General features: G+C 60.9%; 16 protein-coding genes. All 16 read right to left on the minus strand.

Going from position 1 to position 14787, the window contains the following annotated elements:
- Positions 1 to 2: 2 nt before the first annotated feature.
- The 16 genes from AB1805_08980 to cobT all read right to left on the minus strand — a co-directional run bounded on the left by AB1805_08980 (position 3) and on the right by cobT (position 14765).
- Entirely contained in the window at positions 3 to 518 is a 516-nt protein-coding gene (locus tag AB1805_08980) for a nitroreductase family protein (GenBank protein ID MEW5745550.1), read from the minus strand.
- Positions 511 to 1830 (minus strand): precorrin-6y C5,15-methyltransferase (decarboxylating) subunit CbiE, encoded by a 1320-nt coding sequence (gene cbiE, locus AB1805_08985; GenBank protein ID MEW5745551.1) that lies wholly within the window; start codon positions 1828 to 1830, stop codon positions 511 to 513. The genes AB1805_08980 and cbiE overlap by 8 nt, the downstream gene beginning before the upstream one ends.
- Complete coding sequence (gene cbiD / locus AB1805_08990) at positions 1823 to 2983, minus strand: cobalt-precorrin-5B (C(1))-methyltransferase CbiD (GenBank protein MEW5745552.1); 1161 nt, start codon at positions 2981 to 2983, stop codon at positions 1823 to 1825. Before cbiD ends, cbiE begins: the two co-directional genes overlap by 8 nt.
- Positions 2977 to 3495: a cob(I)yrinic acid a,c-diamide adenosyltransferase gene (cobO, locus tag AB1805_08995; GenBank protein ID MEW5745553.1), complete on the minus strand. Its 519-nt coding sequence runs from the start codon at positions 3493 to 3495 to the stop codon at positions 2977 to 2979. Before cobO ends, cbiD begins: the two co-directional genes overlap by 7 nt.
- Positions 3495 to 4331: an ATP-binding cassette domain-containing protein gene (locus AB1805_09000; protein MEW5745554.1), complete on the minus strand. Its 837-nt coding sequence runs from the start codon at positions 4329 to 4331 to the stop codon at positions 3495 to 3497. Before AB1805_09000 ends, cobO begins: the two co-directional genes overlap by 1 nt.
- The gene (gene cbiQ / locus AB1805_09005; GenBank protein MEW5745555.1) at positions 4331 to 5101 is read right to left on the minus strand and encodes a cobalt ECF transporter T component CbiQ; all 771 of its coding nucleotides are present in this window, start codon (positions 5099 to 5101) and stop codon (positions 4331 to 4333) included. Before cbiQ ends, AB1805_09000 begins: the two co-directional genes overlap by 1 nt.
- Positions 5085 to 5402 carry a hypothetical protein gene (locus AB1805_09010; protein MEW5745556.1) on the minus strand — a complete coding sequence of 106 codons (318 nt, stop codon included), beginning with the start codon at positions 5400 to 5402 and terminating at the stop codon, positions 5085 to 5087. The genes cbiQ and AB1805_09010 overlap by 17 nt, the downstream gene beginning before the upstream one ends.
- Positions 5399 to 6076: an energy-coupling factor ABC transporter permease gene (locus AB1805_09015; protein MEW5745557.1), complete on the minus strand. Its 678-nt coding sequence runs from the start codon at positions 6074 to 6076 to the stop codon at positions 5399 to 5401. Before AB1805_09015 ends, AB1805_09010 begins: the two co-directional genes overlap by 4 nt.
- A 113-nt stretch (positions 6077 to 6189) precedes the next feature.
- Positions 6190 to 7227, minus strand: coding sequence for a precorrin-8X methylmutase (locus AB1805_09020; GenBank protein MEW5745558.1), 1038 nt, complete (start codon positions 7225 to 7227; stop codon positions 6190 to 6192).
- Entirely contained in the window at positions 7215 to 8618 is a 1404-nt protein-coding gene (locus AB1805_09025; protein MEW5745559.1) for a cobyrinate a,c-diamide synthase, read from the minus strand. The genes AB1805_09020 and AB1805_09025 overlap by 13 nt, the downstream gene beginning before the upstream one ends.
- Entirely contained in the window at positions 8603 to 9676 is a 1074-nt protein-coding gene (gene cobD / locus AB1805_09030; GenBank protein MEW5745560.1) for a threonine-phosphate decarboxylase CobD, read from the minus strand. Before cobD ends, AB1805_09025 begins: the two co-directional genes overlap by 16 nt.
- Positions 9676 to 10674: an adenosylcobinamide-phosphate synthase CbiB gene (cbiB, locus tag AB1805_09035; protein MEW5745561.1), complete on the minus strand. Its 999-nt coding sequence runs from the start codon at positions 10672 to 10674 to the stop codon at positions 9676 to 9678. The genes cobD and cbiB overlap by 1 nt, the downstream gene beginning before the upstream one ends.
- On the minus strand, positions 10671 to 12182 hold the full coding sequence (locus AB1805_09040) for a cobyric acid synthase (protein ID MEW5745562.1): 1512 nt from the start codon (positions 12180 to 12182) through the stop codon (positions 10671 to 10673). Before AB1805_09040 ends, cbiB begins: the two co-directional genes overlap by 4 nt.
- Positions 12175 to 12906, minus strand: a complete 732-nt coding sequence (locus tag AB1805_09045; protein ID MEW5745563.1) for a histidine phosphatase family protein — start codon at positions 12904 to 12906, stop codon at positions 12175 to 12177. The genes AB1805_09040 and AB1805_09045 overlap by 8 nt, the downstream gene beginning before the upstream one ends.
- Entirely contained in the window at positions 12885 to 13697 is an 813-nt protein-coding gene (locus AB1805_09050) for an adenosylcobinamide-GDP ribazoletransferase (protein MEW5745564.1), read from the minus strand. The genes AB1805_09045 and AB1805_09050 overlap by 22 nt, the downstream gene beginning before the upstream one ends.
- A gap of 6 nt (positions 13698 to 13703) precedes the next feature.
- Positions 13704 to 14765, minus strand: coding sequence for a nicotinate-nucleotide--dimethylbenzimidazole phosphoribosyltransferase (gene cobT, locus AB1805_09055; GenBank protein MEW5745565.1), 1062 nt, complete (start codon positions 14763 to 14765; stop codon positions 13704 to 13706).
- Positions 14766 to 14787 lie beyond the last annotated feature (22 nt).

Here is a 14787-nt window from a genome sequence, read left to right on the forward strand (position 1 = left end):
GCCTAAAACCTCTCGTAGTGCAGCTTGCTTTTATCGAATTCCCCATCCCGGTGCGGCTCTGCCTGCTGTGCCGGATAGCCGAGGGGCATGAGGCACTGCACCCGGAACGGCGCGGGGATGGCGAGCAGCTTCTTGACGTATGCCTCCGGCTCGCCCACGCCGGCCTCGGTGCCCTCGGCGATCTGGACAAAGCAGGTGCCGAGCCCCTGGTTGAGCGCCTCCAGATAGATATGCCCGGCGGACAGGGAGCAGTCTTCTTTGAACCGGTTTCCCTCCCGCGTGTCGTAGCAGATGACGATGACGAGGGGAGCGTCCTTGGCGAATGCGGCATAGGGCGTTGCGAGCGAAAGCTGCCGCCTCGTTTCCTGATCGGCAACGATGATGAACTCCCAGGGTCTTTTGTTCTTCGCCGTCGGCGCAACCATGGCTGCCTTCAGGATTTCGTGCAGCTTCTCCTGTTCGACCCCTTTGTCGAGAAACCTCCGTACGCTCCTTCTCTTCCTGATGATCTCAAGCATGCCGCTCCTCCCTTATTCCCCGTATGACAAAGACGGGATTGAGCGGTGCAAAGAGGTTGCCCTTCCCGATCTCCTTTAATCGCGAGGCCGAGACCTGCACCGCATCGACGGCAAAGCCGGCCTCGCGCAAGGCATCGAGCGCCGCATGCAGCGTCTCTATCGTCGCCGCGTTGACGACGACCGTTCCTGCCGGCATCCGTTCCGAAACAGCCCGGATAATACTATCGATCGAGCCCCTGCTCCCGCCGATGAATACCCTGTCGGGATCGGGAAGACCGGCGAGCGCATCGGGCGCGCTGCCCTCGATAACCCGGATCGTGGAGACGTCGAAGCGGCCTGCATTCTCCTTGATGTGCTCTGCCTGCTCGCGGTCCCGTTCGATCGAGAATACCTTCAGGCGTGGGGAAAGCCGCGCTGCCTCGATCGAGATCGACCCCGACCCGGCGCCGATATCCCAGAGCACCCCGCGCCCGGGCAGCTGCAGCTTATGGAGGCTCACCGCCCGCACTTCGTCTTTCGTGATGAGGCCGCGCGAGTGAGCGATCTCGTTTTCGGAGAGACCGAATCGCAGCGCGGAAGCCTCTTCCGGACCATCCGGTTCCCTGGCGCTCTTCCGGGCTTCTGCGCTTATTATGATTACCACATTCGGCTCGATGAACGACAGGGCCGCGATCTCTCCGGGCGTGCCGCTCGTGATCCTCTCGTCGGGATATCCAAGCCGTTCACCGACGTACATGCGAAGATCGGAAGAGCGCCAGGGAACCGGATGATCCGGAAGCCCGGAAGCGCTGAGCAATGCATGTGCAATGCTAGCGGGATTATTCTCTCTGTCGGTGAGAATCGCGAGCTTGCCGTGCTTGTGCACGAGAGAGGGAATATCGTCGAGGGTGAAGGGCAGACGCCTCCTCTTGACCGGATCGGGACCGCCGTGGAGGCTCATGAGGAACGCATCGTCCCAAGCCTCTTTTATCCGCGCGAAGGCGACCTGGACGCTCGAGAGCTCGGGGAGTATCTCGACCGCCTCTCTGCCGAGCTCCTTGACCGCCTTCCTGCCGATGCCGAAGAAGAGCGGGTCTCCGGATGCGAGGAGGACCACCCTGGCAGCAGCATACCTGCTGCGAATGAACTCCATGGTCTCGTCGACATTGTTGATCACCTGCACTCTGCTCTCGACGGAAGGGAACTCGTCGTACTCCCTGAAGACCTCGGCGAGCCGCCGCGAGACGAGGATATGGTCGGCCCTGAGCACGACCTCCCGCGCCTTTCTATCGAGCGGCTTATAGCCGATCCCTATGACATAAACCTTACTCACTGCCCGCTATGATCTCTCCTTCGTAGGATACCAGGTGGGCAGCGACCGGCACGCCTGAAGCGACGGATTCGCTGTAGCGCCTGGCTGCATCGCATACCCCGGCGAGCAGCGAGGCGCCTTCTCCGGCTGACGAGCGGATACCGTCGAGGATCTCTCGCGCCGTATTGAACGATAAGGCCTGGAACTGCTCCTCATACCCCATGCTGCAGAGCAGATCGATGGCGCTCTTCAACGAGATCGCGCCGTGCCGGACATGGGTCTGGGGTGTCCCCAGGGCGATCTTGAGCATCTTGGCCCACTGCGCCGCAAGGTGTATCTGCCTGAACCCGTGATGTTTCGCCTCGCGCAGTGAATACTCGAGGTAGTCGCCCATCATTACATAACACTCTTCCGGAAGGCGAAACTTCTTCATATGCGCTTTTTCGGAGGCCCTCCCTGCCGAGAGCACGATCTCCTCGCGGCCCATCGCCTTTGCGACATCCATCGAGGAGGAGATCGTCGCTGTCCAGGCCGCGGCAGATACGGGGCGGACGATGCCGGTGGTGCCGAGGATCGAGATGCCGCCGACGATACCGAGCCGCTCGTTCAGTGTCTTCTTTGCGAGCTCCTTGCCGTCAGGCACCGAAATAGTGACTTCGAGCAAGGGGCAGGCCTCATCGCAGTTGCTGCCCCCTGACCCATGCCCCTGGACCCTGGCCCCTTCCCTTATCGCCTCCTCGATCATTTTTCGCGGTACAGGATTGATCGCCGGTTCTCCGACAGGGACCGGCAGTCCCGGCTTGGTCGCCAGACCGACGCCTCTGCCTCCTTTGATAAGTACTCCCGCTCCTGATCCCTCGGTTGCTGCCGTTACCGTTGCCACTATCTCCGCTCCGTTCGTCACATCGGGGTCGTCGCCGGCGTCCTTGATGACCGAGGCCCAGGCGGTCCCGTTCCCGCAGCCCGAAGCATGAACGGCAAAAAAAGCCCTGCTGCCGTCAGGGAAGGGAATCTCCACATCCGTAACGAGTGATGAGTGATGAGTGATGAGTGAGTTGCCGTTGCTCATCACGCATAACGCATTACGCATTACGAGTAACGTTGCCGCCTTTGCAGCTGCTGCGGCGCAGGCGCCGGTGGTGTAGCCCGAACGGAGCGTCTTCTTCCTCACCATTCGATCCCCACCCTCGCCTTGACGCCCTTGTCGTAGTAGTGTTTGATCTCTTTCATCTCCGTCACCAGGTCCGCTGCCTCGATGATCTTCGGGTCGGCATATCTGCCGGTGAGCACCACCTCCACAGGGCCGGGCTTCCCTTTCAGAACCGGAAGAAGATCGTCGACCGCGATAAGGCCGTGGTGCACGGCGATAGTGATCTCATCGAGGATAACCAGGTCGTACTCTTTCGACATGATCGCCCCGGCTGCCTCTTCGAGCCCTTTCCGTGCCGCAGCAGCAGCCGCTTTCTTCGACCGCTCATCTCTCAGGAAGCCGGTGCCATACTGCCTGATGGTAATGAGGTCGCCGAAACGCTCGAGCGCCTTGTGCTCGCTGCACTTCCTCTTCTTGATGAACTGGGCAATGAGCACTTTGTGGCCTGCCCCCGCAGCGCGCAATGAAAGGCCCAGCGCAGCCGTGGTCTTGCCCTTGCTGGTTCCGGTATATACCTGTACATATCCCTTACGCATCACGGATTACGCATCACGGTCTTTATTATTTCTCTCCTCGCCTCGCCGACGGTGAGGGGCACCTTTTCGAACGGGAGGCGGTCCTCGTGTTTCAGTCTGTAAATCAGCTCGGCTATTTGGGGAAGCCGGAGCTTTACGGTCGACATCTCCTCGGGCGCAGTGAAGACCTCCTCGGGCGTGCCCCCGCGTGCGATCGTTCCTTTACTCAGGATGTGGAGCCGGTGCAGGAAGAGAGGGACGAGGTCGACGCTGTGGGTCGCCATGACAATGGTGACCCCTTTCTCCCGGTTCAGCTTCGTGAGGAGATGCATCATCCTGTATTCACCCATCGGGTCGAGCCCGGCTGTCGGCTCGTCGAGCAGGAGGATCTCGTGCCCCATGGCGAGCAGGCCTGCTATGCAGACCCGCTTCTTCTGGCCGAAGCTGAGGTGGTGGATCGACTTGTGCGACAGCCCCCCCATCTCGACATCCTCGAGCGCCGCCTGCACCCGCCGCCGCACCTCGTCTTCGGCAAACCCCATATTCAGCGGTCCGAAAGCGACATCCTCGAAGACGGTGGGGGCGAAGAGCTGATCGTCGGGATTCTGAAAGACGAGGCCGACCTTCCGGTAGATCTGCCGCGGCGATAGTTTTCGCACGTCCTGTCCGTCGAGCAGAACGCTTCCCTTGAAGTCTTTGATGAGTCCGTCCATGATCTTCAGGAGCGTCGTCTTCCCCGAACCGTTGGACCCCAGGATGCCGATGAACTCCCCCTGTCCGACATCGAAGCGGATATCGGAAAGGGCAGCTGTTCCATCGGGATAACTGAAGGCCCGGACATCGACGCCGATGCGCACTACAGGCTCCATAAGCACCCCATGACGACGATGAAGAGCACCGATGCGAACGCTTCCGAGCGCTTGAACGGCTTGTGCTTCAGCAGCGGCATGGCGCCGTCATATCCACGCTGCACCATCGATACCGTCGTGTTCTGGCTCTGCTCGAACGCCTTCAGCACCAGTGCGCCTGTCAATGTCCCGAAGGAGGCCAATCCCCGCCGCATGCTCGAATAGCCGAGCCTGTTCCGCTGGGCCTGGTAAATGACCATCGCTTCCTCGAAGAGGACAAAGATATAACGATAGGCGAGCATCAGTATCTCGATAAATCCCCGGGGGACCCTAAGCCAGGAGAGTCCTGCCATGAGCTCAGCGAAAGGGGTCGAGAACCCGAGGACCGCCACAACGGAAACAGCTCCCACGATCCTGCACGCCATCTCCAGGCCTTCCAGGAGACCGTCACGGTGCCCGGTAACGGAGAGGCCGAAGAGGTCGAAAGAGAAGAGAACGTCCCTGCCTGACAGGAACAGCTTGAGCAGGACGAGCACCGAGACGATGAAGAGAGGCTCCGAAAAGCGCAGGAGGAACGTCCTGAAAGACACCTTCATCTTCCTGCAGAGCAGGACAGAAAGAACTGAAACGAACAGGGGAAAAGCGAATCCCCGGTAGCTCGTGATCATGAGCAAGAGCAGCATCGATGCAAGGATCTTGATCCTGGCGTCGATGCTCAAGAGATGTTTCCCGGCCTGGGCCTGAGCCTGAGCCTGAGAATGTTCAGACAGCAGTTCCATTCTTCCCCGGTATCGTTATCGTTGTTTTGTCCCTCTTCTCCGTGAGCGCCCTCCAATAATACCCTGCAACAAAGCCGCCGACGGCTCCGGCAAGGAGAAAGACGAAGAGCAGAAGATCCCCCTGGTCCGTATTGATCAGCGGCTCTCTTGTCTCCCTGCCGTGCTGCTGAGCGATCTTCTCGATCACCGACTCATCCACACCGGACCATCTGCTCTCCCCGGCAAGGGCGACAGCAGGCAGCAGACAGCAGACGGCGAATAAAGCGATCTGAACGGTACAATGCGAGACGAAGCGACTCATAGCGCCACCTCCTCCGGCTTCAGCACCCTCATTTTAACGAGAAGATCGGGTCTTTTCTTGTAGAGCAGTCCTACCATGCCCGCAGTCATCGCCCCTTCGAGAATGCCGAGGGGGAGCTGCGTGGGAACAAAGGCGACGAGGATCTTCCCGAAGAGGGACAGGAAGGGCGACTTACCCCGTACGCCCGACGCGAGCTGGACCGAGGTCATGCAGTACGTAGCCCAGTCGGCGACCACCCCCGCCATGAACGCAGAGAGCGTCAGATTCATCCTCAGGGCGCGCAGCCCCTTGTACGTCATGTATCCCGCAAAAGAGCCCACGACACCCATCGATACGATATTGGCCCCCCAGGTGCTCAGCCCGCCGTGCGCCATGAAGAGGGCCTGAATGAGGAGCGCAACCGCTGCAACAAGGGCGCTGATGACAGGGCCGACGAGTATTCCCGATATGGCGGTCCCGGCCGGGTGCGAGCAGGTCCCTGCTGTCGGCACCGGTACGGGCATGCAGGAGATGATGAAGATCGCCGCAGCCATCAGCCCCACGAGGGGTTTGAAGGAGAGATCGCCGGCAGACCGCTGCCTCAGCCGGTACAATCCGAAAGCCACAAAGGGCAGGGCGACAGCCGACCAGAGCGCCGCCCACCCAAGGGGCAGTATCCCTTCCGCGATATGCATCGCGTGGGCTTCGGAGGCGGTGAAGAACGGATGAGAGAGCGCGAGCGCCAGCGCGCCCGCGATGACGGGTGATTTCTTCCGGCTCATGTCTTCCGGCTCCCGCTTCTTCATTATCACACCTCCGCCATTTTCAAGAGAGCGTTTACTGCTGCCACCGCCACCGGTGTGCCGCCTTTCCTGCTCAGGGTGGTGATAAAGGGAAACTGCTGTGCAGCGAGCAGGGCCTTTGATTCGAAGGCATTGACGAACCCCACCGGCACGCCGATTACGAGGGGCAAGGGGCAAGGGGCAAGGGCCATGTCCTGGTTATCATTTCTTGCCCCATGCCCCATGCCCCATGACCCGTTTGTCAAAAGCTCTACGGTTTTAAGGAGAGCGGTCGGGGCATTGCCGATCGCTATGATGCCGACGTTGTGCTCGCCGAGCCCCTTCTCGATAGCGATCTCGGCCCTCGTCGCCCCGGTCTCTTCGGAGCGCCGGCGGACCTCCTCGTCGGAGATGGCGCAGATGACCCTGCCTCCCCAGCGCGCAAGCCGCTTCTTGTTGATCCCTGTCTTGACCATCTCGACATCGGTAAGGATGTCTTTCCCCTCGCGCAGCGCCGTGAGCCCGCAGGCGACCGCATCCTTGTGGAACACGAGGCTCTTCTTGAACTCGAAATCCGCGGTGGCGTGAATGATGCGCTGCACGATGGGGCGCTGTTCGGCAGGGATGTCGCACAGGTCGAGCTCCTCCTCGATGATGGAGAAGCTCCTCTTCTCGATATCGTCGGGAGTTCCTTTCTGCGCGGCGCCGATCCGCTCCATGACGATGCGCGCCAGCTTCTCGTGGGTGCCGAGGGGTTCGGTGTAAACGAATTCGACATGCGGATACCGCCCCCGGGCCTCTTCGATCATCTCGGGGATGTCCTTGGTGACATGCATCCCTGCGCTCAGGAAGAAGGGGTGCAGAATGACCTTCGTCGCCCCGCTCTTCACCTGTGCGGTGATGGTATCCATGATAGACGGCTCGGTAAACTGGAGGTACGAGACCTTTACGCAGTCGCTGCTGCATCCGGCGTGGAGCATGCCGTGCAGCATGGCGCCGATATGTTCGAGATTGTTCGCCTCTTTCCTGGGGCTGCCGTGTCCTATGAGGATTATGCTTTCCATGATGCCGTCACCGTCTCCTTTGCGAAAGTAATAAAGCGTTCCGGAATGCCGGGATTGCTCCCGAAGTGGATATGGATATAACTCGCGAGGGTATTTTTTACGCTGTATCCCTCGGCGCCGATCGCGTGTCCGCTCCTGTCCTGAACCGAGTAAGCCGAAGATACGAGATCGGAAGATGCTTCCGCGCTCTTCTTTATCTCGGAATAGTGGAACTCATGCCCCCTGCACTCCTCCCCTTTCTTCCCGAGGATGCAGTCCTTATCGAGAACGACCTTCCGGTAGCCGAGGTGCGCCCTGCCTTTTTTCATCACGGTCTCGAACGGCAGCGTTCCGACCATAGGGAAAAAAGAGCCGTCGAACGCATGGATGCCCCGGGAGAGGTACATGAGACCGCCGCATTCGGCGTACAGGGGCCTTCCCGACCCGGACCACTCGGCAAGGGCAGCCCGCAGGGAGCCATTCCGGGCGAGCTCCGCTGCATAGAGCTCCGGATAGCCTCCTCCGATATAAAGGGCATCGGCCGCATCGGGAAGAGCGGAGTCGGCCAGCGGACTGAACGGAACGATCTCAGCGCCTGCAGCCCTCAGGAGATCGAGGTTGTCTTCATAGTAGAAGCAGAAGGCCTTATCGTAAGCGACCGCGATCTTAATTGTGGACGGTAACCCCTCCTCGCTCCTCCCCTTAGGTAAGGGGAGGCAGGGAGGGGTTACTCCACTACCGCGCATCGAGAGATCTGCTCTCGCCACCAGTGCGTCCATATCGATGTATCTCAGCACCGTATCGGCCAGCTTCCCGATATTCTCCCGGGCTATCGGATGTTCCTCTGCTGTAGCGAGGCCGAGGTGGCGGTGGGGGATCTCGAAATCGAGACTCCTCGGCAGGCAGCCGAGGACCGGAACGTCCCGAACGCTCTCCTTCAGCCTGGCATAATGGCTCTCCGACGCAACGCGGTTGAAGAGGACTCCGGCAATGAGTCCGGAAGAGGCATCCGCGCCATAGCGTGCGAATCCTTGTACTATCGCCCCGGCGCTTTCGGCCATGCCGTAGGCATCGACGACGAGAACGACCGGAAGGCGGAGAACGCGGGCGAGGGCGGCGGTGCTCTGCTCGCCGTCGTACAGGCCCATCACTCCTTCGACCACCGCGATATCGGCATCTCCCGTATGCCGGTCGAAGCAGTCGATCACGCTCTCCTCCCCGCACATCCAGAGGTCGAGGTTCCGCGAGGCGCGGCCGGTGATGAGCCGGTGGAGGCCCGCATCGATGAAGTCGGGCCCTGCCTTGAACGACTGTACCGAGCAGCCCCTCCGCCTCAGCGCCGCGAGTATGCCGAGGGTGACGGTCGTCTTTCCGCAGCCGCTGTGGGTGCCGGCTATTACGAAACCCTGCATAAACGCTCCAATTCCTTGATCAGCCGCCGGTTATCCCTGCTGGTCTTTACCGCAACCCTCATATAGGTCTCATCGAGACCGGTAAAATTGACACAATTCCGCACGAGAATCCCCTTGCTGCGCAGGCCGGCGATGATATCCTGCGCAGCATCGAGCCGCAGCAGATAATAGTTGGCAGCCGAGGGAACATAATCGATGCCGAGGCGCCTGAACTCCCTCTCCATGAACGTCTTTTCCTCTTTGATGAACGCCAGCGACTCCTTTCGGTAGTGCTTGTCATCGAGGGCCGCGCTCCCGGCCCTCTGCGCAAGGCTGTTGACGGTCCAGGGCTCCTTATGGCGCCTGAGGAGCTCGGCAACAGGAGGCGGCGCCGCGGCAAAACCGAGCCGCAGCCCCGAGAGGGCATAAAACTTCGTCAGCGACCGCAGCACGATCAGGAAGGGATTTCTTGCAACCTCTTTGATGACCGATTCCTTCGGCGTGAAGTCGATGAAGGCCTCATCCACGACGAGATAGCAGCCGAGCTCACGGGCTGCATCGGCGATGCCGAGGAGCGTACTCTTTTTTATAAGCCTGCCCGTCGGATTATTGGGATTGCAGAGGAAGACCATGCTGCAGCCCTGCATGGCGTGGATGAGCTGTTCGGCATTTACGTCAAAGCTGTTCGACGGTTTCAACAGGGGATGTTTGAGGGTGATCTTTTTCGACCGGAACTGGAGGAGCACCGCCCGCTCATACTCCTGGAACGTGGGCGCAGGTATGACCACGCTCTCGGGCTTCAGCGCCCTGGCGACGAGATAGATCAGCTCCGTGCTGCCGTTGCCGCAGATGATGGAGCCGGCATCGATCCCGTACTGCCGGGCGATCCGGGAAGTGAGGCGGCGCGCATCGGGGTCGGGGTAGTGCGGGAGGCTGCGTATGCCTTTCCTGATCTCCGCGGCTGCGGTCCGGGGGACCCCGAGCGGGTTTATCGATGCGCTGAAGTCGAGGATCCTCTGCTCCGGAAGCCCGAGCTCCCGGGCGGCTCTATGGATATTGCCGCCATGCGGTTCCTGCATTATCTCCCTCCCCCTGCGGCAATGATGATGAGGGATATCCCGATGCCGAGGAGCGCCGCGGCCCTCACCAGGGTAATAGCACGCTCGGAGGCGGCCAGGTAGTCATCGGTCCTCTCGCTTCCGATATAGGGCTTTTCGATTAGTATACCACCGTAGGTCGAGGGACCTCCCATCCTGATGCCGAGCGCCCCGGCCATCGCCGCTTCGGGAATGCCGCTGTTGGGGCTCGTATGGTTCCTGCCGTCGCGCAGCATCGTGAGAAGGGCGGCACGGGCCGATGCGGCAGAGGCGTTGCCCCGTTTCAGAAGGGCGACAATGAAAACAGCGGCAATGAGCAGCCCCCCCGTAAGCCGCGCCGGGATATAGTTCGCCGCATCGTCGAGTCGGGCCGCTGCCCAGCCGAAGAAACGGTACGTATCGTTCTTGTAGCCGACCATCGAGTCGAGCGTGTTGATCGCCTTGTAGGTTATGGCGAGCGGCAGACCGCCGAGCGTCAGGTAGAAGAGCGGGGCGATGATGCCGTCGGAGAGGTTCTCGGCGAGGGTCTCCATGGTAGCCTTCAGAATATCCTTTTCCGCAAGGTTCCCGGTATCGCGGCCGACGATCATCCCGAGCGAGCGCCGCGCCTCGTCGATGCTCTGCTCCCGCACCGCTTCGATGACCGCACGCGCCGCGTCGACCAGTCCCCGCAGCGCAAGGGTGGTCGAGGCGAGATAGACGAGTACCGCCGAACCGACGAGACCGCCGAGCGCGCCCGGCAGCTGTCGCGCTCCGGCCACTATAAGGGCGGCGACCGCAAAGGAAGAGAGAGTGACGGCGAGCACCAGGAGGACTCCGCCGAGCCGCTCTCCCGCAGCGCTCTTGCAGAAGCTCCTGATGACCTTCTCCAGGCTGCTTATGGCCCGGCCGATGATGCGCACCGGGTGCGGCAGCCAGCGCGGATCGCCGACGAGGAGATCGAGCAGGAAGGCGCAGAGCAGCTCGAGCGGCAGTATCATAGGCCTGCCACCTTGTTCACGAAATCCATGTCCACGTGCTCCCTTACGACGCCGGCGAGCGCATCGAGCGCCTTGTCCTTCACTTCCGAGAAACTATAGACGGCGCCGAGCGGCCCCAGGCCTTTCCGGACCCGTATGCAGTCGAGAATATCCCTCCTGAAGCTGTCGTTGTCGAAGATGCCGTGGAGGTACGTTCCCCAGCAGGACTCCTTCCGGGAGCCATCGAGCACCGGGGCCGAACCCGAAGACCGGCGAATCCTGAACAGGCCTATATCCCCCCGGCTCTCGCCCATATGGATCTCGTATCCCTGCAGCGGCACACTGCTGTACGCATCTCCCCGGGCGGCGGACCATGAGCTGTCGGCGATCTCGGCCTCGCTCCGGCAGGTGGTCTTGGTCCTTTCGAAGACGGTCTCTATGTCGAGAAGGCCCAGCCCGTCGACCGTTGCATGCGGGCTCTCGATACCGTGGGGGTCCGCAATCGTCCTCCCCAGCATCTGGTATCCCCCGCACATGCCCATCACCTGTACACCCTTTGCAGCGGCCCGCCGTATGCTCCGGTCGAGCCCGCGCTCACGGAGGAGCAGGAGGTCCTTCACCGTATTCTTCGACCCCGGGATGATCACCAGGTCGGCATTTTCTATATCCGCCGGGCTGCTCGAGTACACCATCTCGACATCGGGCTCGTAGAGGAGGGGGTCGAAGTCCGTAAAGTTCGAAATATAGCGGAGCCTCACGATAACGACTTTTATATCTGCGTGCCGTCTCCCCTGGTCCGCCCCCTGTCTCTGGAGCGCGAGGCCGTCCTCTTCGGGCAGCCCGATGTTGTGGATATACGGCAGCACGCCGATGACCGGCTTGCCCGTCTTGGCGCGGATCATATCGAGACCCGGCCTGAGTATCTCGAGATCGCCGCGGAACTTGTTGATGAGGAGCGCCCTGATGTATCTGCTCTCCTTTCCGAGGAGCTTCACCGTGCCGAAGAGGGATGCGAAGACGCCTCCCTTGTCGATATCGCCGACGAGGAGCACCGGGGCTTTGGCGTATCGTGCGACCGCCATGTTCACCACATCGACATTCATGAGATTGATCTCGGCAGGGCTTCCCGCTCCCTCGATGACAATAAGGTCATTGTCCCGGGAGAGCGTATCGAAAGAGGAGGTGACCGACTTCCACGCCTCCTTCTTGAAGGCGTAATACTCCTGCGCCTTCATGGTGGCGAGTACCTTCCCTCTGATGATCACCTGCGACCCGATCTCTCCCGATGCCTTGAGCAGTATGGGATTCATGTCCACCGTTGCCGGGACCCGGGCTGCCTCGGCCTGGAGCGCCTGCGCCCTGCCTATCTCGCCGCCGTCAGCCGTGATATAGGAGTTGAGCGCCATGTTCTGCGCCTTGAACGGGGCTACCGCAATACCCCTGTCCCTGAAGATCCTGCAGAAGGCGGCGGCGATGAGGCTCTTGCCCGCACCCGACCCGGTCCCCTGTATCATCAGCGATCTAGCCATTCCTCGAATCACCCCTGCCAGGCTCGACGACGTAGTTGATCAATTTTGCGACCGGATACTTTTCCCAGAACTCGACGACATTGATGCTGCCGAGGCTCTGCTCGATCCTGAAGATATTCTCGAGCGGTATGCCGAGCAGGTGGCAGAGGATGATCCTGTTCACCCCTCCGTGGGCCACGACGACGATGCTCTCTCCCGGATGCGCGGCAATCGCGGCATCGAGGGCCGGGATCACCCTGTCCCTCACCTCGAGCGTGCTCTCTCCGTTTATCGGACTGTAGCGGAGCGGGTCCGTAGCCCATGCCTCGAATTCTGCAGGATAGCGCTCTTTTATCTCGATGAAGGAGAGGCCTTCCCATACGCCGAAGCTCCGCTCCCGCAGCTCCTGCCGGACGGTCGGCTTCAACCCGTGAGGAGAGGCGATGATCTCGGCGCTCGTGAGCGCCCTGCTCAGCGGCGAACAGTACACTGCGGCAACGAACGGCCCCTTATCCTCCCGGTCTCCACCTGACCCGGCATCGACCGGCGCCGTATGGATGTCCCGCAGATAGCTCAGCCGCTGGGAGAGGCGCGCTGACCGCGGATGGTCGAAGAGGAATGCAGCGTTCCTGCGCGCCTGCTCGCCCCCCCGCTCCGAGAGGGGGACATCGATGCTCCCCTTGTAGCGCTTGACGTCTCCGCCTTCGGTTTCGCCGTGCCTGATCAGATAAAGCGTCGTAACCATAGGGTAAAGACCGCCAGGAATAAGATCTCCGCAATTTCGCTGAGAGCACCGAGGGTGTCTCCCGTAAGCCCGCCGAACCTCCGGCTGCAGAACCTGATCGCTGCAAGGCAGAAGAGGTAGAGGCTGATGAAGAGGACGAGGAAGAGCGTTATGCTCTCGGCGCCGTACATCCTGAGCAGGTGAAGCTCCGCAACGATGATGAAGAGGAGCCCGACGAGGAGCGAGGCGGTGATGACCGTGTTGAGGGCAACGCCGTCGATGAAGACCTGGCCGAGCCCCTCGCGCCGCGCGGAGGTGCCGTGGTACATGGCGGGCACCATCACCCATTTCGAGAAGACGGGCATAAGGAAAACCGCCGAATACGCGGTAAAGATCGGCGCGGCAACCAGGAGATGCCGGATGAAGAGAAGCTTCACTACGATGGTGATGACGATCGCCACCACCCCGATCGCGCCGGTGGCGCTGTCTTTCATCACCGCGAGCCGCCGCTCCCGGTCGAGCGCCTCATCCCCTTTCGATTTCACTGAAAGGGCATCGAACGTATCGGCAAGCCCGTCGAGATGGAAGCCCCCGTTGCTTATGATGAGGAGCAGGATGATGAGGCCGCTGGTGATATCAGGAGAAAAGAGCATGAGCAGAAGCGATGCCGCGCCATAGAGGACGCTCCCCTGCAATGCCCCGACCGCCGGGAAAAAGGCCGCCGACTGGGCGACCTCCCGCTCGGAGACATCCCCCCGCACCCGCGTGGGAATGATCGTGAGGAACTGGAACGCTAAAAGTAATTGCCGCATAGGTTGTCAGTTTTGTGACTCATTCGACACCCCGGCCTCTCCGAAGGTGGCCATCTCCTTGTAGATCTTCAGTCCGCCCTCTATGAGGAGCATCGCGAGCGCTGCGCCGGTGCCTTCCCCCAGCCGGAGATCGAGGTCGAGGATGGGCCGCAGGCCCATTTTGTTGAGCATCGCCGTATGCCCTCTCTCGATCGACTGGTGGGCGGCGAACATATAGTCCTTCGTCTTCGATTCGATGCAGTAAGCGACGAGCGCCCCCGCAGTCGAAATGAAGCCGTCGATCACGACCGGTATCCTGCTTGCCGCAGCGCCCAGTATCAGACCGGCGATCCCCCCGATCTCGGCTCCTCCGACCTTTGCGAGCACATCGAGCGGGTCGTTCGGGTCGGGCCGGTTCACGCTGATCCCTTTCTCGATCACCTGAATCTTCCTCCTGAGGGATTCGTCGCTGATGCCGGTGCCTTTGCCGGTCACCTCGACAACCGGCGAGGCAGTCAGCACTGCCGCGATGGCGCTCGAAGGGGTGGTGTTGCCGATCCCCATCTCGCCGGTGCCGAAGATCTTATACCCTTTCTTGACATAGCCTTCGGCAACGGTGATGCCGACTTCGATGCATCGGACCGCCTCCTCTCTCGTCATGGCAGGGCCCTTGGCAAAGTTTTTTGTCCCCTTCACGACCTTCATCGAGAGGAGCCCCTTGACCTCCTCGAAGTCGTGGTCAACCCCGATATCGACAACGACGACCTCTGCACCCGCGTGGCGGGCGAGCACATTGATGCCGGCGCCGCCCCTGATGAAATTCAGGACCATCTGCCGGGTCACCGCCTTGGGGAAGGCCGATACTCCCTCTTCGGTGACGCCGTGGTCTCCGGCAAAGGTGAAGACGACCTTTTTATCGAGCAGGGGGTTCTTGTTCTCCGTTATCGCCACCAGTCTTCCGGCGAACTCTTCGAGTCTTCCCAAGCTGCCGAGCGGCTTGGTGAGGTTGTCGAGATGCTTCTGGGCGATGCCCGACCACTCCTCGTTTACAGGCTTGATAGTTTGAAGCGTCCTGGTGAGCACGTCCATAGCGTCTCCTTGTAGTGGCGTA

Source organism: Nitrospirota bacterium (assembly GCA_040752355.1).
GTDB lineage: Bacteria > Nitrospirota > Thermodesulfovibrionia > Thermodesulfovibrionales > Dissulfurispiraceae > JBFMCP01.